Genomic DNA, 21,277 nt, shown 5'->3' with positions numbered 1-21,277 from the left:
AGAACGTATACAAAAAAAGCCCGGCGAGTCACTCGCCGGGCTTTCACTACGCCGTCAAATAATTAGTTGTTTACCGGAATAACCGCGCCTTTATATTTGGTGCGGATCCAGTCCTGAATCTCTTTTGAATGCAGGACACTCACCAGCGCTACGATATCTTTTTTCTTCTCGTCACCACGATGCACGGTGATGATGTTGGCATACGGGTTGTTCTCACCGCTTTCAACGGCAATCGGATCGTGAACCGGGTCCAGACCCGCGTCGATAGCGTAGTTGGCGTTAATCACGACCGCTGCGCCTTCGTCATTGTTATACATCTGCGGCAGCAGAGAGGCTTCTACGTTTGGCGTAAACTGCAGTTTTTTCGGGTTTTCAACGATGTCGCTGATGCGCGCCGTCACTTTGTCGATGCCTGGCTTCAGTTTAATCACGCCCTCTTTTTCGAAGATAGAGAGAATACGCCCCTCTTCGGAAACCGCATCACGCATGATGATTTTGCCGCCTTCCGGCAGATCTTTCAGCGACTTGTATTTTTTAGAGTAAATACCAATTGGCTCGATGTGGATCGCGCCGGCACTGACAAAATCGTAATCTTTGTCGCCAGCATGATCTTTCAGCACGCTGTTCAGATACGGAATGTGCTGGAAGTAGTTGGCATCAATGTCACGGCCAGCCAGCGCGGTGTTTGGCAGGATATAATCCTGGAACGGTTTGATCTCCAGATCGATACCCTGTTTCGCCAGGATGGGCTTCGCCTGCTCCAGAATTTCGGCGTGCGGGGTGTTAGATGCGCCCACGGTCAGCGTATCCGCCCACGAGGCAAAGCTCAGGGCGCTCAGGGTTGCGGCGGCAATCAGTGTCAGTGTTTTTTTCATGATGTGTTTTCCTGTGTGTTTTATCGTTTATCTAACAGTGAAGTAATGACGTCGCCGCAGAACTGGATAATGAAAACGATGATCAAAATCGTCACCGTTGCCACCAGCGTGACATCACCGTGGTTGCGCTGGAATCCTTCCAGATAAGCCAGATTTCCCAAACCTCCTGCGCCAATCACCCCCGCCATTGCGCTGTAGCTGACCAGTGCAATGAGCGTCACCGTAATACCTGATACCAGTGCGGGTGATGATTCCGGCAGTAATACCCGAAAAATTAACGTGCTCAGCCGAGCGCCCATTGAGCGCGTCGCTTCAATGACCCCTTTGTCCACCTCACGCAGGGCAATTTCCACCAGGCGAGCGTAGAACGGTGCGGCGCCGACAATCAGCGCAGGCAGCGCCGCATTGGCGCCCAAAATGGTGCCCACGATGGTTTTGGTGAACGGGATCAGCAAAACAATCAGAATGATGAATGGAATCGAGCGGAAAACGTTCACCACAATCGAGATTGCGCTGTAGACGGTGCGGTTATGGAACAGTCCGCCTCTGGCCGTTAAAAACAGCGCCAGACCCAGCACGATCCCCAGGGCGAAGGTTGCCACGCCGGAAATCGCCGTCATATAGAGCGTTTCCAGGGTTGCGGCCCACAGTTGATCCCATTTCAGATGCGGAAAAAGATTCTCAGCCATGTTTAATTACCTCGCCTTCAATATCGCTTTGCTTCAGGTCGGCGAGGATATTGTTCAGTTGTTCTTCCGAGGCCACGACGTGCAGCCATAATTGTCCAAATACACCGTGCGCGGTCTGGGTCATCTTGCCGTGCAAAATGTTAAACGGCAGGCCGTAGCGCAGGGTGAGCTCGCCCACGATCGGTTTGTGGGTGCTGTGGCCGGTAAAGGTCAGCTTGATGACCGTGCCCTCAAGGCCATTTGCCAGCTCCGGATTAAAGGCCTCCTCCTCCGTATACTGACTGACCTGACGCACAAACTGCTGCGTAATAGGCTGCTGCGGATGGGTAAAGACGCTCAGGACGTCGCCCTCCTCCACGACTTTGCCGTTTTCCATCACCGCCACGCGGTCACAGATTTTGCGCACCACGTGCATTTCGTGGGTAATCAGCACGATGGTCAGCCGGAAACGACGGTTGATGTCGAGCAGCAGATCGAGGATCTGATCGGTGGTCTGCGGGTCGAGCGCGGAGGTCGCTTCATCGCACAGCAAAACGTCCGGGTTGTTGGCCAGCGCACGGGCAATGCCCACACGCTGTTTTTGTCCGCCACTCAGTTGTGACGGATACGCATTTTCACGGCCGGTCAGCCCTACCAGCTCCACCAGCTCAGCGACCCGGGCTTTGATTGTGTTCTTTGGAACGCCCGCAATCTGCATCGAGAAGGCGATGTTTTCATTAACCGTGCGCGACCACAGCAGGTTAAAGTGCTGAAAAACCATGCTGATTTTCAAACGCGCCTGGCGAAGGTCTTCACCCTTTGCCGCGGAGATATCCTGACCGCTAATGGTCACGCTGCCCGCGGTGGGTTTCTCCAGCCCGTTAAGCAGGCGAATGAGCGTACTTTTTCCGGCGCCGCTGTAGCCGATAATGCCGTAAATCTGCCCCTGCTCAACCGTCAAATTGACGTTATCAACGGCGGTCAACTTCACTTTTCCGTTGTCAAAAACCTTCGAAATATTCCTGAGAACAATCATTCTTTTTCTTTATCCGTTACGCATATAGCGGTTTAGCAGTATGGATGTCCAAACGATAGTAAACAGACGTTATCATGTTTTAAACGAACAAAATAGAATTTCTTATAACCCGCAGAAATATATCGCGCCGCAACAGGCCTCAGGACGATTAGCTTATTTTCGGCAATGATTATCTGTCGGCTGCATATATGACGACGTCATAGCGTTAAAAATGGTCATTTTTACAGCATTTTGTCCTTATATAGCCATCCTCACATCCAGAGCACTTTACGGCTTGCAGTCCTTACCGCTGAATCAGGCAGATATATTACTTTCCGTTCTAAAAGGCAGTTAAACGTTCTTTATTGAGAAATTTTCATGGTCCTATCATCCAGCCATGTCCCTTTTGCAGGAAAAAACCATGACTATTTATCATTCGGTAACAGAGCTGATTGGCCGCACGCCGCTGATTCAGCTGCACAAGCTCGATACCGGCCCGTGCTCACTGTTTTTAAAACTCGAAAACCAAAATCCGGGCGGCTCCATTAAAGACCGCGTGGCGCTGTCGATGATTAACGAAGCCGAACGCAAAGGACTGCTCGCCCCGGGCGGAACCATCATTGAAGCCACTGCGGGCAATACCGGGCTGGGGCTGGCACTCATTGCAGCCCAAAAGGGTTACACCCTGGTGCTGGTCGTGCCGGATAAAATGAGCCGCGAGAAGATTTTCCATCTACGTGCGCTGGGCGCGCAGGTGGTGCTCACCCGCTCCGACGTGAATAAAGGTCATCCGGCCTATTACCAGGATTATGCTCAGCGGCTGGCTCAGGAGATTGAAGGCAGCTTTTATATTGACCAGTTCAATAACGAAGCGAACCCGCTGGCCCACAGCACCTCTACCGCCCCCGAACTGTTTGAACAGCTGGACGGGAAAATTGACGCCATTGTCGTCGGTGTGGGTTCAGGCGGCACGCTGGGCGGCCTGCAGGCGTGGTTTGCGCAACATTCGCCTCATACCGAGTTTGTTCTGGCTGACCCGGCTGGCTCGGTACTGGCCGATCAGGTGGAATCCGGTCGTCATCATGATGCGGGATCGTGGCTGGTTGAAGGGATTGGCGAAGATTTCATCCCCCCGCTGGCCCATATTGAAGGCGTACAGCAGGCGTACCGGATCACCGACCGCGAAGCCTTTACCACCGCACGCGATTTACTGAAAACCGAAGGCATTCTGGCAGGCTCATCAAGCGGTACGCTGCTGGCGGCGGCGCTGCGCTATTGTCAGGCGCAGACCACGCCGAAACGGGTGGTGACCTTTGCCTGCGACAGCGGAAACAAATACCTGTCGAAAATGTTCAACGATGACTGGATGCGCCAGCAGGGTCTGATTGCCCGTCCGCAGACCGGTGACCTCTCTGATTATATCGCGCTTCGCCACGACGAAGGCGCCACCGTTACCGCCGCCCCGGATGACACGCTGGCAACCGTGCTGGCGCGTATGCGTCTGTATGACATCTCACAGTTACCGGTGCTGGAGAACGGCCAGGTGGTGGGCATCGTCGATGAGTGGGATTTGGTCAGCCATATCGCCGGGGACGGTGAACGCTTCGCCCTGCCAGTGACGCACGCCATGACCCGTAACGTCGAAGTGCTCGACAAACACGCCTGCGAGAGTGCGCTGAAACCGATTTTTGATCGCGGTCGGGTGGCGGTTATAAATGACAACGACCGCTTTCTTGGCCTGATTACGCGCAGCGATGTCCTCACCGCCTGGCGCAACCGTCTACAACAATAAGGAGAAGGTGATGAAAACTCTCGCCACATTAAGCGTTCACAGCGGTGAATTTCACGATCAGCACGGCGCGGTGATGCCGCCCATTTACGCCACCTCGACGTTTGCGCAACCATCGCCCGGCGAACATACCGGCTACGAATATTCACGCAGCGGCAATCCTACCCGGCACGCGCTGGAAACGGCAATTGCCGAACTGGAGAGCGGCACGCGCGGGTATGCGTTCGCCTCCGGTCTGGCGGCGATCTCTACCGTACTGGAGCTGCTGGATAAAGACAGCCATATCGTCGCCATCGACGATGTGTACGGCGGCACGTATCGCCTGATTGAAAACGTGCGCAAACGTAGCACGGGGTTGCAGGTGAGCTGGGTGAAGCCGGGCGATCTGGCCGCGCTGGAAGGGGCTATTCGTCCGGACACACGGATGATCTGGGTTGAGACCCCCACCAATCCCCTGCTGAAACTGGCCGATCTCGCCGCCATTGCCGACATTGCGCGCCGACACAACGTGATTAGCGTGGCGGACAATACTTTCGCTTCGCCAGTCATCCACCGCCCGCTGGAGTTTGGCTTCGATATAGTGGTGCATTCTGCGACCAAATATCTCAACGGCCATTCCGATGTGGTTGCCGGGCTGGCGGTGGTGGGCAGCAACAGCGAGCTCGCGGATAAGCTGGGTTATCTGCAAAATGCCGTGGGCGGCGTGCTGGATCCGTTTAGCAGTTTTTTGACCTTACGCGGTATTCGCACCCTCGCCCTGCGCGTTGAAAAGCATAGCGCGAATGCGCTGGCGATTGCGCAATGGCTGGAAAATCATTCGCAAGTGGAGAAAGTCTGGTTCCCGTGGCTGGAGTCTCATCCACATTATCAGCTGGCGCGTTCACAGATGGCCCTTCCCGGCGGCATGATCTCGGTGGTGGTCAAAGGCGATGCGCAACGGGCGACAGCGATTATCCGTCAGCTGAAGCTTTTTACGCTGGCCGAAAGCCTGGGCGGCGTCGAGAGTCTGGTCAGCCAGCCTTACAGCATGACCCACGCCTCAATTCCGCTGGAACAGCGATTGGCCAACGGCATTGTCCCGCAGCTGATCCGCCTGTCGGTCGGGATAGAGGACGCCGATGACCTGATTGCGGATCTTGAGCAAGCGCTGAAAATTTAAGCGATTTGCGGCAGGCGAGGTGTCTGCCGCAACAAGATGCCATTTCACCTTAACGCCTTGATAACAATCTTATGTGAATCTGCACAGAATGTTTTTGAAACGCCGTTTCCATTTTCCTTTTATCTGAAAATCAGCGTATAATACGCGCCTAATCCCTGGGTGAATGGTTTCAGCGCTTGGAATACAAAAAACAACGTACAACTTCTTCTCTCCTTCGTTGGGCTGATCCTCAGGCACACTTTCTTCTGCACGCTCATTTGATGTCACCTATCCTTAGTGCGTGTCATTTAAAATTTCGCAACACAGGTTTGACTCCGCGGCAGTGCGCCCCCGGAGCGAGATTCCCATATCCTTCCCAACTTAAAAGACTAAGACTGTCATGAAAAAGACGAAAATTGTTTGCACCATCGGCCCGAAAACCGAATCTGAAGAGATGCTGAGCAAAATGTTAGACGCCGGCATGAACGTTATGCGTCTGAACTTCTCCCACGGTGACTATGCTGAACACGGCCAGCGCATCCAGAACTTGCGCAACGTGATGAGCAAAACCGGTAAAAAAGCCGCTATCCTGCTGGATACCAAAGGCCCTGAAATCCGTACTATCAAACTGGAAGGCGGCAACGACGTCTCCCTGAAAGCGGGTCAGACCTTTACCTTCACCACTGATAAGACTGTTGTCGGTAACAGCGACATCGTTGCTGTGACTTACGAAGGTTTCACCGCCGACCTGTCCGTTGGCAACACCGTTCTGGTGGATGACGGCCTGATCGGCATGGAAGTGACGGCAATTGAAGGCAAAAACGTTGTTTGTAAAGTGCTGAACAACGGCGACCTAGGTGAAAACAAAGGCGTTAACCTGCCAGGCGTTTCCATCGCTCTGCCAGCACTGGCTGAAAAAGACAAACAGGACCTGATCTTCGGTTGCGAACAAGGCGTTGATTTTGTTGCTGCTTCCTTTATCCGTAAGCGTTCTGACGTGACTGAAATCCGTGAGCACCTGAAAGCGCACGGCGGCGAGAAGATCCAGATCATCTCCAAAATCGAAAACCAGGAAGGCCTGAACAACTTCGACGAAATCCTCGAAGCGTCTGACGGCATCATGGTTGCCCGTGGCGATCTGGGCGTTGAAATCCCGGTTGAAGAAGTGATCTTCGCGCAGAAGATGATGATCGAGAAATGTGTGCGTGCGCGTAAAGTGGTTATCACCGCAACGCAGATGCTCGACTCCATGATCAAAAACCCACGCCCTACCCGCGCTGAAGCCGGTGACGTAGCGAACGCCATCCTGGATGGTACAGATGCCGTTATGCTGTCTGGCGAATCCGCAAAAGGGAAATACCCGCTAGAAGCCGTAACCATCATGGCGACCATCTGCGAACGTACCGACCGCGTGATGACCAGCCGTCTGGATAACAGCAACGACAGCCGTAAACTGCGTATCACCGAAGCCGTGTGCCGTGGTGCGGTAGAAACCGCTGAGAAACTGGATGCTCCACTGATCGTTGTCGCGACTCAAGGTGGTAAATCCGCTAAAGCCGTACGTAAATACTTCCCGAACGCGACCATTCTGGCGCTGACCACCAACGAAACCACTGCTCGTCAGCTGGTTCTGAGCAAAGGTGTGATTCCACACCTGGTGAAAGAGATCGCCTCTACGGATGATTTCTACCGTCTGGGTAAAGAAGTGGCGCTGCAGCTGGTTGATTGCGGTCTGGCACGTAAAGGCGACGTTGTGGTCATGGTTTCTGGTGCGCTGGTACCAAGCGGAACGACCAATACGGCATCTGTTCACGTGCTGTAATCATTCTCAAACGAATTAATTTCGTAAAAAAGCGCCCTCGCGGCGCTTTTTTTATTTATGGCATTGACCCTATTTATTCAAAATGCAAATCGAGTTTTTCTATTTAAGCGTGATTTATGTAAGAGGAATCCGATGAAAAATGTCTTTTTTAACATAGCTTTTTTAAAAAGCGGTCAAATTCGATGCTTCTTTGAGCGAACGATCAAAAATAGGCGCATTCCCATCAAAAAAATATTCTCAACCTAAAAAACTTTGTGTAATACTTGTAACGCTACATGGAGATTAACTCAATCTAGAGGGTATTAATAATGAATCGTACTAAACTGGTACTGGGCGCGGTAATCCTGGGTTCTACTCTGCTGGCAGGTTGCTCCAGCAACGCTAAAATCGATCAGCTGTCTTCTGACGTTCAGACTCTGAACGCTAAAGTTGACCAGCTGAGCAACGACGTGAACGCAATCCGTTCCGACGTTCAGGCTGCTAAAGACGACGCAGCTCGCGCTAACCAGCGTCTGGACAACCAGGCTACTAAATACCGTAAGTAATAGTACCTGTTAATAAAATGGCGCACATTGTGCGCCATTTTTTTTGCCTGTTTTTCCTTCCCGCCGCGCTCACTGCGTCAGTACCGCTTTCTCACCTTCAGAAACCGCTGTCACAGCAGAACTATTCTGCACCGACAATACCGGGTGAGTTTCCGATACCGACATCCCCTTTCCCGCAGAGACCGCAACCGGAATGCCCGCACGGCGCGACAACGCCTTTTCAATCAGCACTTTGTCATTCCCGTCCAGCGAAACAAACGAGGCAAATCCCGCATTATGCATAATGGGGGTGATTTGCGGATCCTCGCCTTCAACCTGTGCCAGCGGTCGATGAACCTCGACATAGCGCTTGCCGTCCGGCTCAACGGAGAACTTCACCGGCTCATTAATGATTTGTACCCGCGTTCCCACGCGCGCCTGCTCGAATAACGCTTTGATATCGGGCGCATTCATCCGCATGCAGCCGGAACTGACGCGTAAGCCGACGCTATCCGGCGCGCTGGTGCCATGAATAAGGTATTCGCCATTCCCTATCCCCAGACGCAGCGCAAAGCGCCCCAGCGGGTTATTAGGCCCTGCCGGGACCACAGGCGGCAATTTGATACCTTGTGCCAGAGAACGCGCCCTGATGCCCGGTGTCGGCGTCCAGGTTGGATTGGGGATTTTCTGGCTGACGCGCGTGGTGCTGACCGGCGTTTCCAGCCCCAGTTGACCAATACCGAGTGGATAAACCTGGACGATATTTTCACCCGGCGGGAAATAATAGAGCCGCAGCTCAGCCAGATTCACCACAATGCCTTCGCGAGGGGTATCCGGAAGCAACATTTGCGACGGAATAGTAATCACCGTGCCCGGCGCAGGATAAACCGGCGCAATCGTATTATTGGTTTCGAGGATCAGCTGCGCCGCCGTATTAAATCGGCGGGCAATGGCCTGCAAATTTTTGTCCCCTTCCTGGATAGCGTAAGTTTGATTTTGACCGATAAGGCGACTGCCTTCTGGCGGCAATGGGTAATCCATCGCGTGGGCAGAATGAAGGCCACCGATCCAACTGATGAGTAAGAGTGTAATGACAGACGCGCGCTTCATGCTGAGATTCCTTATTCACTGACAGGACGTCAGAAAGCTGAAAAACAGCGAGGCGGGAACCACCTCGCGAAACAGGATGAATGCTGTCTTGATAGTTTAGCTAATGTTGGACGCTTTGGTGCGGATTGCGCGGATCATCGCTTCCAGCCCCTGGGAGCGTGAAGGGGTTAAGTGTTGAGCGAGCGACATCTGTTCAAACCACGGGCGCACGTCAAGGGCGACGATATCCTGGGCAGACATCTGGTGATAAAGAATGAACACCACGGCGACAAGCCCTTTGACGATCGCCGCATCGCTGTCGCCCTGCAGCTCAATCATTCCCTCCTCATTCTGACGCATCACAATCCACACCTGGCTCTGGCAGCCCTGAATGGTGTTTTCCGGGCTGTGCGCCTCTTCGCTGAGATCGGGCAGACGCTGCCCCAGCTCAATGATGTACAGGTATTTCTCTTCCCAGTTGGCGCACCGGTTAAAGTTACGCAACAGTTTATCTCTGTCCGGCAATGCGGCCATCTCTTGTCTCTCTCTTAGCCCAGCAGGTGGTGGATCCGTTTCAGTCCGGTCACCAGCCTGTCAATCTCTTCCGTTGTGTTATACATCACCAGCGACGCGCGGCACATGGCCGGGACCTGGTAAAACGCCATCAGCGGCATCGCGCAATGGTGTCCGGTACGCACGGCGACGCCGTAGTTATCGAGAAAACTGCCCACGTCATAGGCGTGATGTTTTCCCAGATTAAAGGCGATAACCCCTTTGCGATCCTCTGGCCCGTACAGCGTAAGATCCGGAACGCTGGCGAGCTCTGCCAGCGCATAGCGCATCAGCATCCCTTCATACTCAGCGATCGCATCCAGCCCGACAGACGTCACGTATTCCACTGCCGCACCCAGCCCAATAATCCCGCCGGTATTCGGCGTGCCGGCTTCAAAGCGCCACGGCGCTTTGGCATAGGTCGTGCCTTGCGTCAGGCTGACGGTGGCGATCATCGAGCCGCCCCCTTCCCACGGCGGCATCGCCTGCAAAATATCCTCTTTAACATACAGCACGCCAATCCCGGTCGGCCCGTAGAGTTTATGCCCCGAGAAGACGTAAAAATCACAGTCCAGCGCCTGCACGTCAATGGTGTGATGCATCACGGCCTGTGCGCCATCCACCAGCACTTTCGCACCGGACCGATGGGCTTTAGAAATGATCTCTTCCAGCGGATTTTCGCTGCCGAGCACGTTGGAAATCTGGGTAATAGCCACCAGCCGCGTGCGTTCGTCGAGCAGCGAGTCCAGCGTCTCCAGCTGCAACGTCCCCGTCTCATTCAGGGGAATCACGCGCAGCTGTGCGCCCACGCGCTCGCAAAGCATTTGCCACGGCACAATATTGGCGTGATGCTCCATCTGAGTGATGACGATGTTATCGCCCGCGTGAACCTGCGCATTCCCCCAGCTGTTTGCCACCAGGTTAATACCCTCGGTCGTGCCGCGCACAAACACCAGCTCTTCGGGAGAGCGGGCATTCAGGAACGCGGCAATCCGGGTGCGTACGTTTTCCATACGCTCCGTCGCCTCTGCGCTGAGCGTATGAATCCCACGGTGCACGGCAGCATAACCATGGCGATAGAACTCCGCCTCGGCGTCAATCACCTGATTGGGCTTCTGCGCGCTGGCCGCGCTGTCGAGATAGGCAAGCGGCAGACCATTCACTTCACGGGTCAGGATCGGAAAATCCGCCCGCACGTTCTCCACCGGAAAACTCATGCTTCGCCTCCAGGCAAACGCTGACCAATGCGTGCCAGCACCTGCTGTTTCAATGTGTCATCGCTGATGGCTTCCGTCAGTTCGGCCGCAAAAGCGTAGATAATCATTTTTTGCGCGGCCTGCTTATCAATGCCGCGCGAGCGCAGATAGAACATCTGTTCATCGTCAATACGACCGACCGTCGCCCCGTGACTGCACTTCACATCATCGGCATAAATTTCGAGCTGCGGTTTGGTATCGACCTCAGCCAGACGCCCCAGCAGCAGATTATTGTTGGTCATCTGCCCGTCGGTTTTAATCGCGTGTTGCGCAACGTTAATCAGCCCGTTAAATACGGCGCGGCCTTTATCGTTGGCGATCACTTTGTGCATTTGACGGCTGTTGCAATACCCTTTGTTGTGCGCAAGCCAGGTCCGCGTATCGCATACTTCTGACTTCACCGGCATCGCCAGGCTGTTGATACGCAGCGTGGTATTTTCTCCGTTCAGCTCAGTGCTGGTGTTATGGCGCAGCACCGCAGATCCGAGCAGGAAACTGTGGCTGTAGGCCGCGGCATCGGCCGCCAGCACAATATCGTTATGCGCAAAGTGATGGCTGGCCGGGTTTTCAAACGCCAGCTTGATGTGATGCAGTTGCGCATTCGCCGCCACGTTCATTGTCAGGCGCGCACCGGTAAAATGTTTCGCCTCATTGAGACTGACATAATGTTCGATGATCGTCACCTCTGCGCCTTCTTCCAGCTCAAGATGGTGACGATAGTGCGCGGTGTTGACCTCTTCGCCATCCAGCCCCTGGGTAATATGCAACAGCAACAACGGTCTTGCGGGACGCTGGTTACGCTTCACGCGAATGTGCGTCACGCCCGACGCCAGGCTTTCGGTCAGATGCAGGAACACTTCCGGCTGCGCAGGGGCTGGCAGTGACTGGCGTTGGTCATTGATTGCAATCTCAAACCCGCTCTGTTCACTGCTTTCACTGAGTTCTGGCCGATATTGCCCGTCCACGAAAACCAGCCGCACCGCGTCAACGTTGAGCGCTAACGCATCGCGCTGCGTCGGCGTAACTTCCGCCCTGTGCGTGACAAACTGGCTATTGAGCAAACCGTCCAGCGGAGTGTACTTCCAGTTCTCGTGTTTGCGCGTCGGCAAGCCCAGGCGCAGCATCTGTTGCAGATGGTGTTGCGCCTGTTCAGAGCGGGTTTCACCCTGCGCCTCAAACAGACGATGCCATTGTTGCAGCGCGTTACTGCTGTTCGGTAAGCCAGCCATAGCCCTGCTCCTCCAGTTGTTTGACCAGAGTAAAATCACCGGACTTCACAATGCGCCCCTGATACAGCACATGCACGTAATCCGGTTTGATATAGTCGAGAATGCGCTGGTAGTGGGTCACGATAATGAACGAACGCTGACCGTCGCGCAGCGAGTTAACCCCTTCAGCGACAATCTTCAGCGCATCAATATCCAGACCGGAGTCGGTTTCATCAAGAATACACAGCTCTGGCTCCAGCACCGCCATTTGCAGGATATCGTTACGTTTCTTCTCGCCGCCGGAGAAACCCACGTTAACCGAACGGGTCAGCAAATCTTCGGGCATTTTGAGCAGCTTGATTTTCTCTTCCATCAGATCCTGAAAATCAAAACGATCCAGCTCCTCTTCACCGCGGTATTTACGCACCGCATTGAGCGAGGTTTGCAAAAAGAACTGGTTACTGACGCCAGGGATTTCTACCGGATACTGGAAGGCCATAAAAATGCCTTCGCCCGCGCGGTCTTCCGGCGACAGTTCCAGCAGGTCTTTCCCTTTAAACTCCACCGTTCCGCCGGTCACTTCATAATCTTCACGGCCTGCGAGGGTCGCCGAAAGCGTGCTTTTCCCGGAACCGTTCGGCCCCATGATGGCGTGCACTTCACCCGGACGGACGTCAATATTCAGCCCGCGCAGGATCGCTTTATCTTCCACACTGACCTGTAAATCTTTAATGCTTAACATGTTTTTTCCTTAACCGACGCTGTGCTCAAGGCTAATCGCCAACAGTTTTTGTGCTTCTACGGCAAATTCCAGCGGCAGTTCAGAGAACACGTCCTTGCAGAAGCCGTTCACAATCATTGAAATCGCATCTTCTTCGCTGATACCCCGTTGCAGGCAGTAGAACAGCTGGTCTTCGCCAATCCGCGAAGTGGTGGCTTCGTGTTCAAGCTGAGCGCTGTTATTACGGCATTCCACGTACGGGAAGGTGTGCGCGCCGCAGTCGGTGCCGATCAGCATCGAATCACACTGGGTGAAGTTACGGGCGTTGGTCGCGGTTGGCATGATTTTCACCAGACCACGATAGCTGTTCTGGCTGTGCCCGGCGGAGATCCCTTTCGAGATAATCGTGGATTTGGTGTTTTTGCCGATATGGATCATTTTGGTGCCGGTATCGGCCTGCTGATGGCCGCTGGTCAGCGCCACGGAGTAGAACTCACCGATGGAGTTATCGCCGCGCAAAATGCAGCTTGGGTATTTCCAGGTGATGGCCGATCCCGTCTCCGACTGGGTCCAGGACATTTTGCTGTTTTCACCTTCGCACAGCGCGCGCTTGGTCACGAAGTTCAGAATGCCGCCGGTATTGCCGTCGCCCGGGAACCAGTTCTGCACCGTCGAGTATTTCACTTCGGCGTCTTTGTGGATAATAACTTCCACTACCGCCGCGTGCAGCTGATAGCTATCACGGACAGGCGCGGAGCAGCCTTCGATGTAGCTCACGTAGCTGCCTTCATCGGCCACCAGAATCGTGCGTTCGAACTGACCGGTTTTTTCCGCGTTGATGCGGAAATAGGTGGACAATTCCATCGGACAACGCACGCCTTTTGGCACGTAGATAAAGGTCCCGTCCGAGGCCACCGCCGCGTTCAGCGCCGCAAAAAAGTTGTCATTACTCGGTACGACGGTGCCGATGTATTTCTTTACCAGCTCCGGATGGTCGTGAATGGCTTCACCAAACGAACAGAAGATGATCCCCTGCTCGGCCAGTTTTCCACGATAGGTGGTTGCCACGGAAACGGAGTCAAAAATCGCATCGACGGCCACTTCACGCCCCTCGCGCACGGGCACACCCAGCTGCTCGAAGGCCTCTTCAACCTCTTTGCTCAGGAAAGCGTTTTCTCCTGTCTGCTGTACTGCGCCAGGCTGCGAGGCGCAGGTATCATCACAGCTGCCGCAGGAGGGTGCGGAATAGTAGCTGTAATCCTGATAGTTCAGCTTTTCGTAATGCGCCTTCAGCCAGTGCGGCTCTTCCATCTCCAGCCACGCGCGGAACGCATTCAGACGAAATTCCAGCATCCACTCCGGTTCGTTACGTTTTGCGGAGATCGCCCGGACGACATCTTCATTGATGCCTTTCGCCAGTTCGTCAGTGCTTAACTGGGTGAAGAACCCCTCTTTATAATTGAGGTGTCCACCGCCCCAGGTTTTTACATCGTCAGTTGCTTCAGTATTACGAGACATAGTACCGCCTATACCCCAAAGCTTTCGCCGCAGCCACATTCGTTCTGAGCTTTCGGGTTATTAAATTTGAATAACTGGTTTAAACCTTCGCGCACGTAGTCGACTTCCGTCCCGTCGATAAACGGCATCGCCTGCAGCGCGACGTACAGCTTCGCTCCGTCGGTTTCAAACACCAGATCATCGTTTTCGGGTGCAGTGACCGTATCCAGCACATAGCCAAAACCGGCGCAACCCGTCTGTTTAACGCCTAAACGCAAGCCCACAATTTCCGGTTTTTTTGCCACCAGTTCATGGATATGAGCCGCCGCCGCAGGCGTCAGCGTCAAACCACGCCAGCTAAAATCTGCCGGATTAAAGGTTTCTGAATGCAATTCCATAGGTCCACCTCATCAATTGAGCCACCAGGGGCATTACACCATGTTAGTGATAACGATTATCACTTCAACCCCCTGACAGCAGGGGCTTTCACCTAAACCGCCCTTTTTGGCTACTTTTATTAAGCATAGACCCTGCCACGCAGGTTATTAGGCTAAGTAGAAATAGTTTAATACATTGATGCATAACGTATTTCGTCGCACAAACAGGCGCTAATGGCTAAAAGGGAAAATATGCATCGGATATACCTATTTATTTAATCGGTTTTAGATAATCTACGGAATCAATCAATTACCCTGATAACAGTGGCTTATGATTTTTTGCGCAGACGACTGTCCAGGATAAGACTGAAACAGGCCGCTAAACGTGCATTGATGCGAGCAAGGTGGCGATCAGGGACTAAACTTGGAGGGACACTAAAGGAGAAAACTATGTCATCACACGATCCAGAAAATGAAGCCGATCGCCTGGCGAAAAAAGTCTTTAACAAAGCGGATGAGTTCGCGGGCGAAGCGCAATCCCAGTTTGGCGATGCGGTCGATTCACCTAAACATCAGATTAAAGGTGCGGCAAGAAAATACGCAGCTCAGGCTTCGGACGTCGCTTCTGAGGTATCAGACAGAGTCCGCGATAACCCGCTGACCGGGTTGATGGCGGCAGGTGCGATTGGGCTTATCATCGGTTTGCTGGTAGGCAGAAAATAGAAAATAAGAGAGGCCCGAAAGGGCCTTCATTTCATCGGCAGTTCAGTCAGCCTTCAATGAAAGAGAGTGAAAATCCTTGTTCGCGCCAGTGATCAAGCTGTTCCTGTTGACGTCTTGAGGGCACATGCCCCGTCCAGACAAACACTTTTTGACCGGGGAACAGTTCTGGCTTAGGCGAGTCAATCGGCTCCGCCAGCACATCAATATGCCATCCATGTTGCGCCAGTCGCCCGGCTTCCAGCCATAAACGGGTGCGATCGTCCGTATCCCAGCCAATCAGTAACGCTTCTTTGCCCGGTTTCTTACGCGCGTCCGCCAGAATCAAAACCGAAAAATCAATGAGAACACCGTCCAGTAAGCTGGACATATGGCGGGCCGTGTTGTGATCCAGGCTTAAACGCTGGCGAACGGGAATAAAAATATGGTCGATAATGGCTTCGATGACGTGGTCGCGGCGGAATTCAGCGATTTTAAGCCGGAGCTTAGCGGGGCTGGCGAAACGCAACACCGTCATCATCTCTTCCTGGAGAGAGACCCAGTTGCTGTCAACCACCCGGTTGCCGACTTCCAGCAACGCTTTCACCTTTCCAACCGAAATACCGGTTTTCATCAGGCGTTTTATCTCTTCGATGCGCTGGATATCTTCTTCGTCGAACTGACGATGCCCCCCTTCACTGCGCTGCGGCTTTAACAATCCATAGCGCCGCTGCCAGGCGCGCAGTGTGACGGGGTTGATTCCACATCGTTCGGCAACTTCGCCGATACTATATAAGGCCATTAACTCCCTCATGCTCAAACGCAATACTTCCATACTAAACCCGACCAACCTTACCAGATTGTACAAACTTATTGTATAACTAAGAAAGCATTCGGGTACAAGCCGATTTTGTACAAGATTTTTTCAGCCCGGCTTATCTTGTACAATACGGTTGAGCATTTTCGCGGTGTATGGAAGCGTCAGGCTGGCTTAAATTCCCGCTTTTTTCTCCGGCCAGGCGATGGCAGGTATGCCACTAAAACAAGGCGCTGCAAACAGCTGCCCCTGGAACTGAGAAATACCGGCTGATTCCAGCCACATCCACTCTTCTGCTTTCTCGACACCCACGGCACACACCTGGATTTCCAGCGAAGAACAGCATTTTATGATGGCATGAACGATCGCCTGGCGAGGCCCGCTGCGGTGGATATCCGCAATGAGGTCGCGGTTAATCTTGATTCTGTCCGGCTGAAACTGCGCCAACAGCTGCAGGCCAGCAAAACCCGCACCAAAGTGATCGATTGCCACACTGATCCCGGCGCTTTTCAGCTGCCTGACGGCGTCTTTAAACTCATCAAAGCGCGAGATCACTTCGCTCTCGGTGAACTCAACAATAATTTGTTCCGGTATCAGTCCGTTTGCCGCGATCTCCGTTAAGAGGAAACTCACCGCACCGGGAACATTGACCAGCGTCATGGGCCATAGATTGATGGATAACGTGTGTTCCTCAAGCCCTAGCGCACCCGCCATCGCAAAGGCGACTTTCTTGCTTCTGAGATCGGCCTCGTAGAGGTCATTGCCCGAAAACCCGCTAAACCAGGCATTTGGAGAGTCTCCTTTTACGGTGCGAATCAGGGCCTCACAGGAGACCACTTCCTGAGCAAGCGGGTCGACAATCGGCTGAAACGCAAAGCCACAGTCCGCCGTTTCGTCCAGCGCAATGACCCGGCTTTGTGTCGCATTATCATCCGCAATAAAGTCCCAGCTATCCCCCGGCGGGATTTCGTAGTAATTCTCTTTTTCCGTGGCCTCAACAAACGTGCGGAAGAACTGCAGCGCACGATCGTTATAGGTCAGCTGATATTTGGTGGTGCCTTTATCCAGAACCTGCTGGAGCACTTCGCTGCGTTCAAACGTTCTTAAATCAAACAGCTCCATCCCTGCCTTGCCAAACCGTCTTGCCGGCGCGTAATCCCACAGCAGTTCAACCAGATTGTAATGGCGTTTATCTGCACAAATGTCGGCGTAAATTCGCGTCACGCTCTCCAGAGGGCCTTCAAGAAGCTGAAAAAAATGCGTCCCATTAAACAGCAGGATCCCGGTGACGTCGGATTCTCTGTTTTTGATATTGGCTGTCGCTACCATCTCTTCCAGTGCTTTCACTGGAACGTTTTCGCACAGATGACTTCGGTAAATGATGGTCGTGAGCATAGTGTTTCCGGTAGTCGAAACAGAGTGGCCACCCTTGCAGAGCAAGGTGGGAAGGTCATTGTTATAGCACACTAAGTGATTAACAAATAATTTACATCACAAGGCGTTAGCTGAATGTTAGCCGACTGAATCTCCCGGCGCTGGAAACAGAGCGATAAAAACATGTTGTACAATATATCGGGATTCCCTGCCCTTCCGTAAGCTCCGCAAGACACTGAAAGTAAACAAATAGCATTTAATGTTAAAAAATAATCTCAAATATTGTACATTTGAAATGTACAGCTTTTTAAAAAACGTATAACTTAAATCATAACTTAGCTGACTACTTAAATTTACAGGAGTGAAACATGCGTCAGAACAGCTACCTTCCGGATAGCGCCAATGCAATTGTCCAGTACTTCGACAAAGCCGCGCTTCCAACCCAGCAAGAAACGCTTGGACAAATTGTGGTGGAGATCCTGAGTGACGGACGCACGTTAAATCGCAAAACCCTGTGCACCAAACTTCTGAGCCGTCTTGATACCGCATCCGGTCCGGAAGAAGAGAGTCACTACCACACCCTGATTGGTTTGCTATTTGATCGCTGAGATCCAATAGCAAACCCATTTAACCGATACCTGGGTTTTAAGTCCATTCTGACGAAGGAACGTTTCAGGCTACAGCAAGACCTGGCAATCTTCAGCAGATCCCCTTGCGAGGGGTTCTGACTTAATGCCGCATTTCGTTGCGTAACAAAGCGGCAATCAGAGATGCAGTTATGAGAAGTGAAAACGAGCAATTAGCAGATGAGTTAATCGGAGAGGCCGTTTTATCTCTCCTGAAAGAACATGGCCCGCTCAGTAAGCAATCCCTGTTGCGCAGATTGCGGGACATGGAGGCGAGTGAAAAGGATGACCGGCGTCGCGCGGTGATTGCAGAGATCATTGCCGAAGTCAGTGCAAGGAGCACGCCTTTTGCGCAACGTAAGAAAGCGCGTCAGCAGAGGGATTTGGACGGATTAAAAAGTGAGCAGAACGATAACGTTTTCCCGCTGTTTGGTCGTGGCAAACCCGGCGGGAATAAGAACATACATTAACAGCAATCGATCTTTAACCTCTTACGGTGAGAATAAATGAGACAAAATATTCACGTTCAACCCGATGTGTATGCCGGTTTTCACGATACTGCGCTGTCCGAATATTTCCGTAATGCAGGCGATAAACTGGCGGAAGAGTCTGCCATTTTTGCTGCTGCGGTCAGCTGTATCATGGCCTCTGAAGGGCATCTGACGAACAAAGCGATTATTTTATGGCTGATTAATGCGCTCGAAACCACCGATGATGTCGTGACAAGTGACATTATCCGCAAGACGCTGGAAATCGTGGTTGGCTACACCATGGACGATATTTAAAAAAGACGTTTACCGCGATAAGGCCGTCAGGATCAGGAGCCTTTCCTGATGACTTCCCTCACGGCCTTCTCTTTTGTCGACACTTTTGTCGAATGTCATGTCGAGCCAGGCGCTCAAAAATCACTAAACCCTGTTAAATCAAAGAAATGAAATTCTGGCACAGAATCTGCTTTAACGCTGTGTCAGATGACGCTCATTCAACATCTTGAATCGTATGATGGCGTTCCGGCATGGCCGAATGGCATCAGTTCATTTCTTAACAGGTCTGTTATTGATGAAAAAAATCGCAAGCGTCTGCCCGTACTGTGGAGCAGGCTGTAAATTAAATCTCGTGGTTGAGAATAATCGTATCATCCGCGCCGAAGCCGCCGAAGGTGTCACCAACCAGGGCACGCTATGCCTGAAAGGCTTCTACGGCTGGGACTTCCTTAACGATACCCGTCTGCTTACCCCTCGCCTCACCCAACCGATGATCCGCTACAACAAAGGAGACGCCTTCACGCCCGTCACCTGGGAAGAGGCTATCCGCTACACCGCCAGCAAGCTAAAAGCCATTAAAGATCAACACGGGCCGCGTTCCATCATGACGACCGGATCGTCACGCGGAACGGGTAATGAAACCAACTACGTGATGCAAAAATTTGCCCGGGCGGTGCTTCACACCAACAACGTGGATTGCTGCGCCCGCGTCTGCCACGGCCCTTCTGTCGCCGGGCTGCAGGAGACGCTGGGTAACGGGGCGATGAGTAACGCCATTAACGATATCGAGAACTCAAAATGCCTGCTGGTATTTGGTTATAACTGCGCCGATTCGCATCCGATTGTGGCAAGACGGGTGCTAAAAGCCCGGCAGAACGGCGCGAAGATCATCGTGTGCGATCCGCGCCGCATCGAAACCGCCCGCATTGCCGATCAACATTTACAGCTGAATAACGGCAGCAATATGGCGCTGGTCAATGCGTTCGGTTACGTGCTGCTGGAAGAGGAGTTGTACGATAAAAACTACGTGGCGCGCTTCACCAATGGGCTCGAAACCTATCGTCAGATCGTCAAAGATTACGCACCCGAGAAGGTCGAACATCTGACCGGTATCCCGGCACGCGACGTTCGCCAGGCGATGCGTACTTTCGCCGCCGCCCCCTCTGCCACCGTGATGTGGGGTATGGGTGTCACCCAGTTTGGACAGGCGGTAGACGTGGTGAAAGGCCTGTCGAGCCTGGCATTACTTACCGGGAATCTGGGGCGTCCTGCCGTCGGCGTCGGCCCGGTACGCGGACAAAATAACGTACAGGGCGCGTGCGATATGGGCGTGCTGCCGAACATGTTCCCTGGCTATCAGGACGTGACCGACCCACAGGTCCGTCAGAAATTCGCCAGTGCCTGGGGAATTGACGTCAGCACCATGGACGACCAGGTTGGCACACGCATCACCGAAGTGCCGCACCTGGCGCTGGAAGGTAAGATCAAAGCGTATTACATCATGGGCGAAGATCCCCTCCAGACCGAAGCCGATCTCGGCCTCGTACGCAGAGGTTTTGATGCCCTCGACTTCGTGGTGGTACAGGATATCTTCATGACCAAAACCGCCGAAGTGGCCGACGTTCTGCTGCCCGCCACCTCCTGGGGCGAACACGGCGGGGTCTTTACCTGTGCCGATCGCGGATTCCAGCGCTTCGGCAAAGCTATCGAAGCCAGCGGCAACGTGAAGCGCGACTGGGAGATTATCAGCCTGCTCTCGAGTGCGATGGGTTATCCGATGCACTATGATTCCAACCAGCAAATCTGGGATGAGATGCGCGAACTGTGCCCGCTCTTTTATGGCGTAACCTACGAAAAAATGGGCGAGATGGGCCATATTCAGTGGCCATGCCCGACGCTGGATCACCCCGGTACGCCTTACCTGTACAAAGATAATCAGTTCGACACGCCAGACGGTAAAGGCCAGCTGTTTGCCGCGCCGTGGCGGGCCCCCGCCGAAGTGCCGGATGCTGACTATCCTCTGGTTCTCTGTACGGTGCGCGAGGTCGGGCATTACTCCTGCCGTTCGATGACCGGCAACTGCGCTGCGCTGCAAAGCCTGGCCGATGAACCGGGTCGTGTGCAGATCAATCCGGCGGATGCGCAGGCATCAGGCATCAGCGATGGGCAGCTGGTGTGGGTACGTTCTCGTCGCGGAAAAGTGATCACTCGCGCCAGTATCAGCGAACGCATTAACATCGGCGCGGTGTATATGACCTATCAGTGGTGGATTGGCGCCTGCAACGAACTGACACAGGATAACCTCGACCCGACGTCCAAAACGCCGGAAACCAAATATTGTGCGGTTCAACTGGAGGCCATTACCGATCAGCGCTGGGCAGAAGATTATGCCGCTTCAGCCTATCAGTCGATGAAAACCCGGTTAATCAATGCGGTGAACGTGTAACAGTTAAAAAGGCCGCACAG

At 53.2% G+C, this 21,277-nt stretch carries 22 protein-coding genes; 10 read left to right on the top strand and 12 right to left on the bottom strand.

Annotated features, from left to right (window positions below):
• Positions 1-62: 62 nt before the first annotated feature.
• Genes SOM82_RS08930 through SOM82_RS08920 form a run of 3 tightly spaced genes read right to left on the bottom strand, consistent with a single transcriptional unit; the run spans position 63 to position 2,579 of the window.
• A complete protein-coding gene (locus SOM82_RS08930) occupies positions 63-875 on the bottom strand; it encodes a MetQ/NlpA family ABC transporter substrate-binding protein (RefSeq protein ID WP_154125227.1) in 813 nt (270 codons plus the stop codon).
• Between the two features lie 20 nt (positions 876-895).
• The gene (locus SOM82_RS08925; protein WP_320459321.1) at positions 896-1,564 is read right to left on the bottom strand and encodes a methionine ABC transporter permease; all 669 of its coding nucleotides are present in this window, start codon (positions 1,562-1,564) and stop codon (positions 896-898) included.
• Complete coding sequence (locus SOM82_RS08920; protein WP_320459320.1) at positions 1,557-2,579, bottom strand: methionine ABC transporter ATP-binding protein; 1,023 nt, start codon at positions 2,577-2,579, stop codon at positions 1,557-1,559. The genes SOM82_RS08925 and SOM82_RS08920 overlap by 8 nt, the downstream gene beginning before the upstream one ends.
• Positions 2,580-2,979: 400 nt before the next feature.
• Here SOM82_RS08920 and SOM82_RS08915 point away from each other — a divergent pair, with 400 nt between their 5' ends.
• The 5 genes from SOM82_RS08915 to lpp all read left to right on the top strand — a co-directional run bounded on the left by SOM82_RS08915 (position 2,980) and on the right by lpp (position 7,852).
• Positions 2,980-4,350 (top strand): pyridoxal-phosphate dependent enzyme, encoded by a 1,371-nt coding sequence (locus tag SOM82_RS08915; protein WP_320459319.1) that lies wholly within the window; start codon positions 2,980-2,982, stop codon positions 4,348-4,350.
• Between the two features lie 10 nt (positions 4,351-4,360).
• Entirely contained in the window at positions 4,361-5,506 is a 1,146-nt protein-coding gene (locus SOM82_RS08910; protein WP_154125893.1) for a trans-sulfuration enzyme family protein, read from the top strand.
• A gap of 176 nt (positions 5,507-5,682) precedes the next feature.
• Positions 5,683-5,889, top strand: coding sequence for a protein YnhH (gene ynhH, locus SOM82_RS08905; RefSeq protein ID WP_422655526.1), 207 nt, complete (start codon positions 5,683-5,685; stop codon positions 5,887-5,889).
• The gene (gene pykF, locus SOM82_RS08900) at positions 5,886-7,307 is read left to right on the top strand and encodes a pyruvate kinase PykF (protein ID WP_320459318.1); all 1,422 of its coding nucleotides are present in this window, start codon (positions 5,886-5,888) and stop codon (positions 7,305-7,307) included. The genes ynhH and pykF overlap by 4 nt, the downstream gene beginning before the upstream one ends.
• A gap of 308 nt (positions 7,308-7,615) precedes the next feature.
• On the top strand, positions 7,616-7,852 hold the full coding sequence (gene lpp / locus SOM82_RS08895; RefSeq protein ID WP_010430241.1) for a murein lipoprotein Lpp: 237 nt from the start codon (positions 7,616-7,618) through the stop codon (positions 7,850-7,852).
• A gap of 69 nt (positions 7,853-7,921) precedes the next feature.
• On the opposite strand, the gene ldtE is transcribed toward lpp, so the two are convergent.
• The 7 genes from ldtE to sufA form a co-directional block, all read right to left on the bottom strand.
• On the bottom strand, positions 7,922-8,941 hold the full coding sequence (gene ldtE / locus SOM82_RS08890; protein ID WP_320459317.1) for a L,D-transpeptidase LdtE: 1,020 nt from the start codon (positions 8,939-8,941) through the stop codon (positions 7,922-7,924).
• Between the two features lie 96 nt (positions 8,942-9,037).
• Positions 9,038-9,454, bottom strand: coding sequence for a cysteine desulfuration protein SufE (sufE, locus tag SOM82_RS08885; protein WP_154125221.1), 417 nt, complete (start codon positions 9,452-9,454; stop codon positions 9,038-9,040).
• A gap of 14 nt (positions 9,455-9,468) precedes the next feature.
• On the bottom strand, positions 9,469-10,689 hold the full coding sequence (gene sufS / locus SOM82_RS08880) for a cysteine desulfurase SufS (protein ID WP_320459316.1): 1,221 nt from the start codon (positions 10,687-10,689) through the stop codon (positions 9,469-9,471).
• Entirely contained in the window at positions 10,686-11,957 is a 1,272-nt protein-coding gene (gene sufD / locus SOM82_RS08875) for a Fe-S cluster assembly protein SufD (RefSeq protein ID WP_320459315.1), read from the bottom strand. Before sufD ends, sufS begins: the two co-directional genes overlap by 4 nt.
• Complete coding sequence (gene sufC / locus SOM82_RS08870; RefSeq protein ID WP_320459314.1) at positions 11,932-12,678, bottom strand: Fe-S cluster assembly ATPase SufC; 747 nt, start codon at positions 12,676-12,678, stop codon at positions 11,932-11,934. The genes sufD and sufC overlap by 26 nt, the downstream gene beginning before the upstream one ends.
• A 9-nt stretch (positions 12,679-12,687) precedes the next feature.
• Positions 12,688-14,175 (bottom strand): Fe-S cluster assembly protein SufB, encoded by a 1,488-nt coding sequence (gene sufB, locus SOM82_RS08865; protein ID WP_154125217.1) that lies wholly within the window; start codon positions 14,173-14,175, stop codon positions 12,688-12,690.
• A gap of 8 nt (positions 14,176-14,183) precedes the next feature.
• Entirely contained in the window at positions 14,184-14,552 is a 369-nt protein-coding gene (sufA, locus tag SOM82_RS08860) for a Fe-S cluster assembly scaffold SufA (RefSeq protein WP_154125216.1), read from the bottom strand.
• A gap of 429 nt (positions 14,553-14,981) precedes the next feature.
• Between sufA and SOM82_RS08855 the strand changes: the two genes are divergently transcribed.
• A complete protein-coding gene (locus SOM82_RS08855) occupies positions 14,982-15,254 on the top strand; it encodes an ElaB/YgaM/YqjD family protein (protein ID WP_154125215.1) in 273 nt (90 codons plus the stop codon).
• A gap of 46 nt (positions 15,255-15,300) precedes the next feature.
• On the opposite strand, the gene SOM82_RS08850 is transcribed toward SOM82_RS08855, so the two are convergent.
• Positions 15,301-16,032, bottom strand: coding sequence for a MerR family transcriptional regulator (locus tag SOM82_RS08850; RefSeq protein WP_320459313.1), 732 nt, complete (start codon positions 16,030-16,032; stop codon positions 15,301-15,303).
• Between the two features lie 189 nt (positions 16,033-16,221).
• Complete coding sequence (locus SOM82_RS08845; RefSeq protein ID WP_320459312.1) at positions 16,222-17,442, bottom strand: diguanylate phosphodiesterase; 1,221 nt, start codon at positions 17,440-17,442, stop codon at positions 16,222-16,224.
• Between the two features lie 347 nt (positions 17,443-17,789).
• Between SOM82_RS08845 and ycgZ the strand changes: the two genes are divergently transcribed.
• The 4 genes from ycgZ (at position 17,790) to fdhF (ending at position 21,257) form a co-directional block, all read left to right on the top strand.
• Positions 17,790-18,029, top strand: coding sequence for a regulatory protein YcgZ (gene ycgZ / locus SOM82_RS08840; protein ID WP_320459311.1), 240 nt, complete (start codon positions 17,790-17,792; stop codon positions 18,027-18,029).
• Positions 18,030-18,199: 170 nt separating this feature from the next.
• Entirely contained in the window at positions 18,200-18,517 is a 318-nt protein-coding gene (locus tag SOM82_RS08835) for a hypothetical protein (RefSeq protein ID WP_320459310.1), read from the top strand.
• Between the two features lie 48 nt (positions 18,518-18,565).
• On the top strand, positions 18,566-18,832 hold the full coding sequence (locus SOM82_RS08830) for a biofilm development regulator YmgB/AriR family protein (protein ID WP_320459605.1): 267 nt from the start codon (positions 18,566-18,568) through the stop codon (positions 18,830-18,832).
• A 274-nt stretch (positions 18,833-19,106) separates the two neighbouring features.
• Positions 19,107-21,257 carry a formate dehydrogenase subunit alpha gene (gene fdhF, locus SOM82_RS08825; protein WP_320459309.1) on the top strand — a complete coding sequence of 717 codons (2,151 nt, stop codon included), beginning with the start codon at positions 19,107-19,109 and terminating at the stop codon, positions 21,255-21,257.
• Positions 21,258-21,277 lie beyond the last annotated feature (20 nt).

The sequence above is a fragment of the Lelliottia sp. CFBP8978 genome, from assembly GCF_034046055.2.
In the GTDB taxonomy this organism is placed as follows: Bacteria; Pseudomonadota; Gammaproteobacteria; order Enterobacterales; family Enterobacteriaceae; genus Enterobacter.
The sequence above is the reverse complement of the archived record's forward strand: the minus strand, read 5'-3'. Positions and strand labels throughout refer to the sequence as shown.